The organism is Polaromonas sp. P1_E1_2, from assembly GCF_056406035.1.
This window is the reverse complement of sequence record NZ_JBFUAZ010000203.1, coordinates 1-6,349: the sequence shown is the minus strand read 5'-3', so window position 1 is coordinate 6,349 and position 6,349 is coordinate 1. Positions and strand designations below refer to the sequence as shown.

Annotated in this window: 6 protein-coding genes; 2 read left to right on the top strand and 4 right to left on the bottom strand. The window is 62.9% G+C overall.

Annotation, left to right across the window (positions count from 1 at the left end; translation table 11 throughout):
* Positions 1-421: 421 nt before the first annotated feature.
* Entirely contained in the window at positions 422-1,288 is an 867-nt protein-coding gene (locus AC1D1P_RS11340) for a transglutaminase-like domain-containing protein (protein ID WP_477673037.1), read from the top strand.
* Positions 1,289-1,309: 21 nt separating this feature from the next.
* Here AC1D1P_RS11340 and AC1D1P_RS11335 read toward each other — a convergent pair whose 3' ends face one another.
* Positions 1,310-1,957, bottom strand: coding sequence for a cysteine hydrolase family protein (locus AC1D1P_RS11335; protein WP_477673036.1), 648 nt, complete (start codon positions 1,955-1,957; stop codon positions 1,310-1,312).
* A 145-nt stretch (positions 1,958-2,102) separates the two neighbouring features.
* Between AC1D1P_RS11335 and AC1D1P_RS11330 the strand changes: the two genes are divergently transcribed.
* Positions 2,103-3,101 carry a GlxA family transcriptional regulator gene (locus AC1D1P_RS11330; RefSeq protein WP_477673038.1) on the top strand — a complete coding sequence of 333 codons (999 nt, stop codon included), beginning with the start codon at positions 2,103-2,105 and terminating at the stop codon, positions 3,099-3,101.
* Positions 3,102-3,215: 114 nt separating this feature from the next.
* On the opposite strand, the gene AC1D1P_RS11325 is transcribed toward AC1D1P_RS11330, so the two are convergent.
* The 3 genes from AC1D1P_RS11325 to AC1D1P_RS11315 form a co-directional block, all read right to left on the bottom strand.
* On the bottom strand, positions 3,216-4,196 hold the full coding sequence (locus tag AC1D1P_RS11325; RefSeq protein WP_477673035.1) for a branched-chain amino acid ABC transporter permease: 981 nt from the start codon (positions 4,194-4,196) through the stop codon (positions 3,216-3,218).
* A 2-nt stretch (positions 4,197-4,198) separates the two neighbouring features.
* A complete protein-coding gene (locus AC1D1P_RS11320; RefSeq protein ID WP_477673034.1) occupies positions 4,199-5,083 on the bottom strand; it encodes a branched-chain amino acid ABC transporter permease in 885 nt (294 codons plus the stop codon).
* Positions 5,084-5,255: 172 nt separating this feature from the next.
* Positions 5,256-6,349, bottom strand: a 1,094-nt coding sequence (locus AC1D1P_RS11315; protein WP_477673033.1) for an ABC transporter substrate-binding protein, incomplete at its 5' end; no start/stop codon positions are given.

The following is a 6,349-nucleotide window of genomic DNA, read 5'->3' as shown; positions in this document are numbered from 1 at the left end:
GGGCGGGTCAAGGGCAAAAGCGTGAAAGTGCGGCTGCTGGATGACGAGCCTGAGGGTCGCTGACCTGGATTTTTAAGCAAAATCGGCCCTCAGCCCATACCTGACTTACGCAAGCAGCTATTAAATTTATAGCGAAAAGGGCGCTGATTCGTGTTGTCAGCCCTGACGTGTAGGCGCCCATGCCACCCGCAAGCCGGACACCACGTATTCATGGCGGACGCCAAAGCCGCAAACCCCCGCAAATCGCCGGTGTCCGCCTCGAAGAGGTCCACAATGACTGGTACACCAGATCAGCGCGCTTTTGCGCAGGTGCCCGCTTGCGGCGAGCGCCACGCTGAGAGGCTCCCTTCATTGATTGACGATTGCGCGGCGGCGGGCTTGCTCCAGGCCTGCCCCTTGCGCAACGGCAAGGAAAGAATCCATGGTCAGGCTCCAGTTTTCCGTCGAACTCAACTACGACGTCGCGCCTCCGGGCGGCGACTTCATCTTCAACGTCCACGCGGCGCACACGCAGCAACAGATCGTGCAGGCCGAAAACCTGCAGGTCAGCCAGCCGGTGCCCTTCACCATCGACGCCGACCCGGCGAGCCGGAACCGCTACCTGCGCCTGCAGGCCCAGCCCGGCCCACTGAGCGTGCGCTATGAAGCCACCGTAGACATTTACCACTACACAGCGGCTCCGGGTGAGCTGGGCGAGGTGCCGGTCTGCCAGCTTCCCGGTGCCGTGCTGCCCTACATCTACCCGAGCCGCTACTGCCAGTCCGACCGGCTGCAGAAGCTGGCCTCCAACGAGTTCGGTCATTTGCAGCAAGGCTACAGCCGGGCAGAAGCCATCTGCCAGTGGGTGCAGCAGCGCGTGAGTTTCGAGTCCAACAGCTCGCATGGCAGCACTTCGGCGATCGACACGGTGGTGGAGCGCGTCGGGGTTTGCCGCGACTTCGCGCATTTGATGATCGCGCTGTGCCGCGCCCTCAACCTGCCGGCGCGCTTTGCCACCGGCATTGATTACGGCGCCGACCCCGCGCTCGGCCCCACCGACTTCCATGCCTATGTCGAGGTCTACCTGGGTCATCGCTGGTACCTGTTCGATCCGTCAGGCACCGCCATTCCCATGGGCTTTGTGCGGTTCGCTACCGGCCGTGATGCGGCCGATGCCGCCTTTGCCATGCTGTTCGGCAGCGTCACGTCCAGCGCGCCCATCATCCACATCCAGGCTGTGCCGGATGGGTATGGGCAACTGGTCGTGCCGCAGCGCGTGAACCATGCGCTCTCGACCGACGGCCTCTGAGGGCCGACGCAAAGTTGCCTGTTACCGGCCGGCAATGGCCGCGCGGTTTGACGCGAGGACGTTGTTCTTCTCCAGCCGCCCGCCGGCCTGGACAGCGGCGATCCAGGCGTCGGTGGAGCCTGTGGCGGCAAAGCGCGAGTGAAACACCACGCTGAACACGCGGTGGATTTCTTCGGCGCTGGCCCGGCCGGCCTCGTTGGCATACGGCAGTGCGCCACTGGCATCCTGCAAAAACTCCACATGCAGGCCGCGGTGCGTGGCCTCAAAAATCGTGGAGGCGTCGCAGTTGTGCGTCATGTAGCCGACCACCGTCAGGGTGTCGATGCCGTGCGCTTCCAGCCAGGCCGCGAAGTCGGTGCCGGTGTAGACACTGGGCCAGGCTTTCTCGATGTAGTGGTCACGCGGACGGCTTGCCACAGTCTCGTGCAGCTCCCATGTGGGTGAATCTTTGGCGAACACGGGCGCTGCGGTCGACTCGCTGTGTTGCACCACGACGACCGGAATGCCCGCGGCGCGCGCCGCATCCATGGCGCGGCCGATGTTTGGCAAGGTCTTTTCCACCGGCGGGTATTCGATGAGCAGGCCGCCGCCGCTGAAATATTCCTTTTGCACATCGATGACGACGAGGGCGCGGCGGGGTGCTGCGGGCTTTGAGTTCTGGATGGCCATGTATTTGCTCCTGCGGGTTGTGGCTGAATCAAGTGATCAACGGATGCTGATGGTGTGATTGTTGGGCGCGGCAGGTTTTCCGGAAAGTGGCCCAATTGACAATATTCGATAGAATTGGGCCATGTCGAAAAAAGCACTTCCACAGATGCCGGTCGTCGGCAAGTCACGCATCAAGTCACGCACCGCAAGCCAGCTCAGCACGGTCGCCGTGGTGGCGTTTGACGGCATCAGCCCGTTTCATCTTTCCGTGCCGTGCATGGTGTTCGGCAATGATTTTTCAGGGCCCGATCTGCCGCGTTTCAGGTTGCTGGTGTGCGCCGAAACGCCGGGCAGTTTGCATACGACAGCGGGCTTCACCATTGCGGTGGAACACAGCCTGAGCGCGCTGGCGAAGGCGCAAACCGTGGTGGTGCCGTCGTGGCGGGACCCGATGGAGCGGCCCTCCGAAGCGCTGCTGAAAGCACTGCGGGCAGCGCACAAGCGCGGCGCGCGCATCGTCGGGCTGTGCCTGGGGGCTTTTGTGCTGGCCGAGGCCGGCCTGCTGGATGGCCGTCCCGCCGCCACGCACTGGGCGCTGGCGCCGGCTTTTGCCGAGCGCTATCCGCAGGTCAGGCTGCAGCCCGATGTGCTGTATGTTGACGACGGTGATGTGCTCACCTCGGCGGGCACGGCCGCCGGCATTGATTGCTGCCTGCATTTGCTGCGCCGGGACTTCGGCGCCGAAGCGGCCAACCGGGTGGCGCGCCGCATGGTGGTGGCGCCGCAGCGGCAGGGTGGGCAAGCGCAGTACGTGGAGCAACCTTTGCCTGCCACAGGCTCCGACCACCGGCTGTCGGCCATCCTGGCGTGGGTGCAGGAAAACCTGCGTCAGCCCCACAGCCTCGATACGCTGGCAGCACGTGCCCTGATGAGCCGGCGCACCTTCACCCGGCACTTCCGGCAGATCACCGGCACCACCGTGGGCCAGTGGCTGGCAAGCCAGCGCCTGGCGCTGGCGCAGCGGCAACTTGAATCAACCGGCCGCTCGATGGAGCAGATTGCCCAGGACGCAGGATTCGGCTCGGCGGTATCCCTGCGGCAGCACTTTGCGGCGACGCTTGGAACCTCGCCGTCGATGTACCGGCGCGAGTTTCGTGGCAACTGATTTTGAGGAAATGAGGCTGTTAGCCAATAGTAACGGGCGCAAGCAGCTATTAAAATAATAGCAACTGAAGGGCTTTAAAAGCAGCCGGACGGGACGACCGCCCAGCCCTGCCGATCAGGGTTTTGCCGAGGCAGCCTTGGCCGCGGCGCGGCGGCGTTCGAGGAAGGCCTGCAACTCACCGATCACGCCCTTGCGGAAGGCCAGCACGCACAGCACAAAGATCGCGCCGATGATGACGGTGACCCAGGAGCCGACCTTGTCGGCCAGCAGGTTCTGCAGCGCGATCACGATGCCCGAGCCCATGACCGGGCCGAAGAAGGTGCCGACGCCGCCCAGCAGGGTCATCAGGATGACCTCACCCGACATGGACCAATGCACGTCCGACAGCGTGGCAAAACCCATGACGAGGGTTTTCATCGAACCGGCCRGGCCAGCCAGTGCGGCCGACAGCACAAAGGCCAACAGTTTGTAGCGGTCGACGTTGTAGCCCAGCGAGATGGCGCGGGGCTCGTTCTCGCGAATCATCTTGAGCACCTGGCCGAAGGGCGAGTGCACGATGCGCGAGATGAACAGAAAGCAGGCCACAAAAATCGCCACCACCACGTAATACAGCGAGATGTCGGATTCAAGCGGCAGCAGGCCGAACAGCTTGCCGCGTGGCACGCCCTGCAGGCCGTCCTCGCCGCCGGTAAAGCTCGCCTGCAGGCAGACGAAGTAGACCATCTGCGCAATTGCCAGCGTGATCATGGCGAAATAAATGCCCTGGCGGCGTATGGCTACCAGCCCGACCAGCAGGCCGATCAGCCCGGCCGCCACCGCGCYGGCCAGCAGAGCCAGTTCGGGCGTCCAGTTCTGCGACTTGATGAACCAGCCGGTGACATAAGCGGCAGAGCCGAAGAATGCGGCATGGCCGAACGAGAGCAGGCCGGTAAAACCCAGCAACAGATTGAAGGCGCAGGCGAAGAGCGCAAAGCACAGCAGCTTCATCACAAACACCGGGTAGAGACCCAGGAAGGGCGCGGCCAGCGCAAAAGCCAGCAGGACGAGGTAAGTGATGCGCAGCATGTTGGCGGCTTTGGTGGAGAGGGCGCTCATGGTCAGGCTTCCTTTCCGAAGAGGCCGGCGGGCCGGAACATCAACACGATGACCATGATGACGAATACCACGATGTTGGACGCTTCAGGATAAAACACCCGGGTCAGGCCTTCGACGATGCCCAGGCCCAGGCCGGTGATGACCGAGCCGAGGATGGAGCCCATGCCGCCGATCACGACGACGGCAAAGACCACGATGATCAGGTTGGAGCCCATCAGCGGGTTGACCTGGATGATGGGCGCGGCCAGCACGCCGGCCAGGGCTGCCAGGGCGGCGCCCGCGCCGTAGGTCAGCATCACCATCATGGGCACGTTGATACCGAAGGCCTGCACCAGCGGCGCGTTTTCGGTGCCGGCGCGCAGGTAGGCGCCCAGCCGGGTGCGTTCGATCAGGTACCAGGTGCCCAGGCAGACCACCAGCGACACCACCACCACCCAGGCGCGGTAAATCGGCAGGCGCATAAAGCCAAGGTCCATGGAGCCGGCCAGCAGGTCGGGCACGTTGTAGTTCTGACCCGAGACGCCGTAAATTTCACGGAAGACGCCTTCGAGAACCAGCGCCAGGCCGAAGGTCAGCAGCAGGCCGTAGAGTGGATCGAGTTTGTACAGATGCTTGAGGAAAAGCCGCTCGATGATGACGCCGAGAATGCCGACCGTCAGCGGCGCCAGCACCAGCGCGAACCAGTAGTTCATGCCGAACTGGTCCAGCATGATCCAGGCGGCAAAAGCGCCCAGCATGTAGAGGGCGCCGTGCGCAAAGTTGACGATGCCCAGCAGGCCGAAAATCACCGCGAGCCCCAGGCTGAGCATGGCGTAGAAGGCGCCATTGACCAGGCCCAGCATCAGCTGGCCCATAAACGCTTGCAGGGGAATACCGAAAATTTCCATGGGAACCTGTCAGGACACCGATACCGTTACTTGTGGCGGGAGTGCAAGGGTTTTTCAAAGAAGCAGCCGGTCATTCTGCATTTCTGCGAAATGACCGGCTGGATCGAACCCTCGTTCTACCCCGTTTTTTGTTTTTTCGTCAGTTCAACGTTTGCGCAGTTGCAGTGATGCTTTACTTCTTGAGAGCCGAGCACTTGGATTCGGCCACCGTGGTGAAAGCCTGCTCGCCCGGCACCTTGGCGATGGTCTTGTAGTAGTCCCATGGCGTGCCCGAATCCTTGGAGCTCTTGACTTCGTACAGGTACATGTCGTGGATCATGCGGCCGTCGGCGCGGATCTGGCCCTTGTTGTAGAAGTCTTCGATCTTCATGCCCTTGAGCGTGCTCATGACCTTGTCGGAATCGGTCGTGCCGGCGGTCTGCACGGCCTTGAGGTAGCTCAGGGTGGCGGAGTAGTCGGCCGCCTGCAGGCTGGAAGGCATGCGCTTGTATTTATCGAAGAAGCGCTTGGCGAACTTGCGCGAGGCGTCGTCCTGGTTCCAGTACCAGCTGTCGGCCAGTTGCAGGCCTTCGGTGTTGGCCAGGCCCAGGGAGTGCACGTCGTTGATGAATACCAGCAGGCCGGCAACCTTCATGGTCTTGCCGATGCCGAATTCCTTTGCGGCCTTCATGGCGTTGGTGAAGTCGCCGCCAGCATTGGCCAGTGCCAGGATTTGCGCCTTGGAAGACTGCGCCTGCAGCAGGAAGGACGAGAAGTCCGAGGCGTTCAGCGGATGGCGGACGGTGCCGGCGACGGTGCCGCCGTTGGCCTTGACCACGGTGGAGGCATCCCCCTCGAGCGAGTAGCCGAAGGCGTAGTCGGCGGTCAGGAAGTACCAGCTCTTGTTGCCGGCCTTGACCAGCGCGGAACCGGCGACCTTGGCCAGCGAGACCGTGTCGTAGGCGTAGTGGACGGTGTAGGGCGAGCAGTCTTCATTGGTCAGGCGGGCCGAACCGGCGCCGATGACGAGGAAGGGTTTCTTCTTTTCGGTGGTGACCTTGGACATGGCCAGTGCCGTGCCGGAGTTGGTACCGCCAATCAGCATCTGCAGGCCGTCCTTGTCGATCCATTCACGTGCCTTGGACGACGCGACGTYGGCCTTGTTCTGGTGGTCGGCGCTCAGCACCTCGATGGGGCGGTTCAGGACCTTGCCGCCGAAATCCTGCACGGCCCACCTCAGCATTTCAGCGCCGGCGGGGCCGTCGATGTCGGCGTAAAGGCTGGACA

Coding starts and splice junctions, on each gene's coding strand:
- AC1D1P_RS11320 (WP_477673034.1), bottom strand. CDS start 5,083: ATGGAAATTTTCGGTATTCCCCTGCAAGCGTTTATGGGCCAGCTGATG.
- AC1D1P_RS11335 (WP_477673036.1), bottom strand. CDS start 1,957: ATGGCCATCCAGAACTCAAAGCCCGCAGCACCCCGCCGCGCCCTCGTC.
- AC1D1P_RS11340 (WP_477673037.1), top strand. CDS start 422: ATGGTCAGGCTCCAGTTTTCCGTCGAACTCAACTACGACGTCGCGCCT.
- AC1D1P_RS11330 (WP_477673038.1), top strand. CDS start 2,103: ATGCCGGTCGTCGGCAAGTCACGCATCAAGTCACGCACCGCAAGCCAG.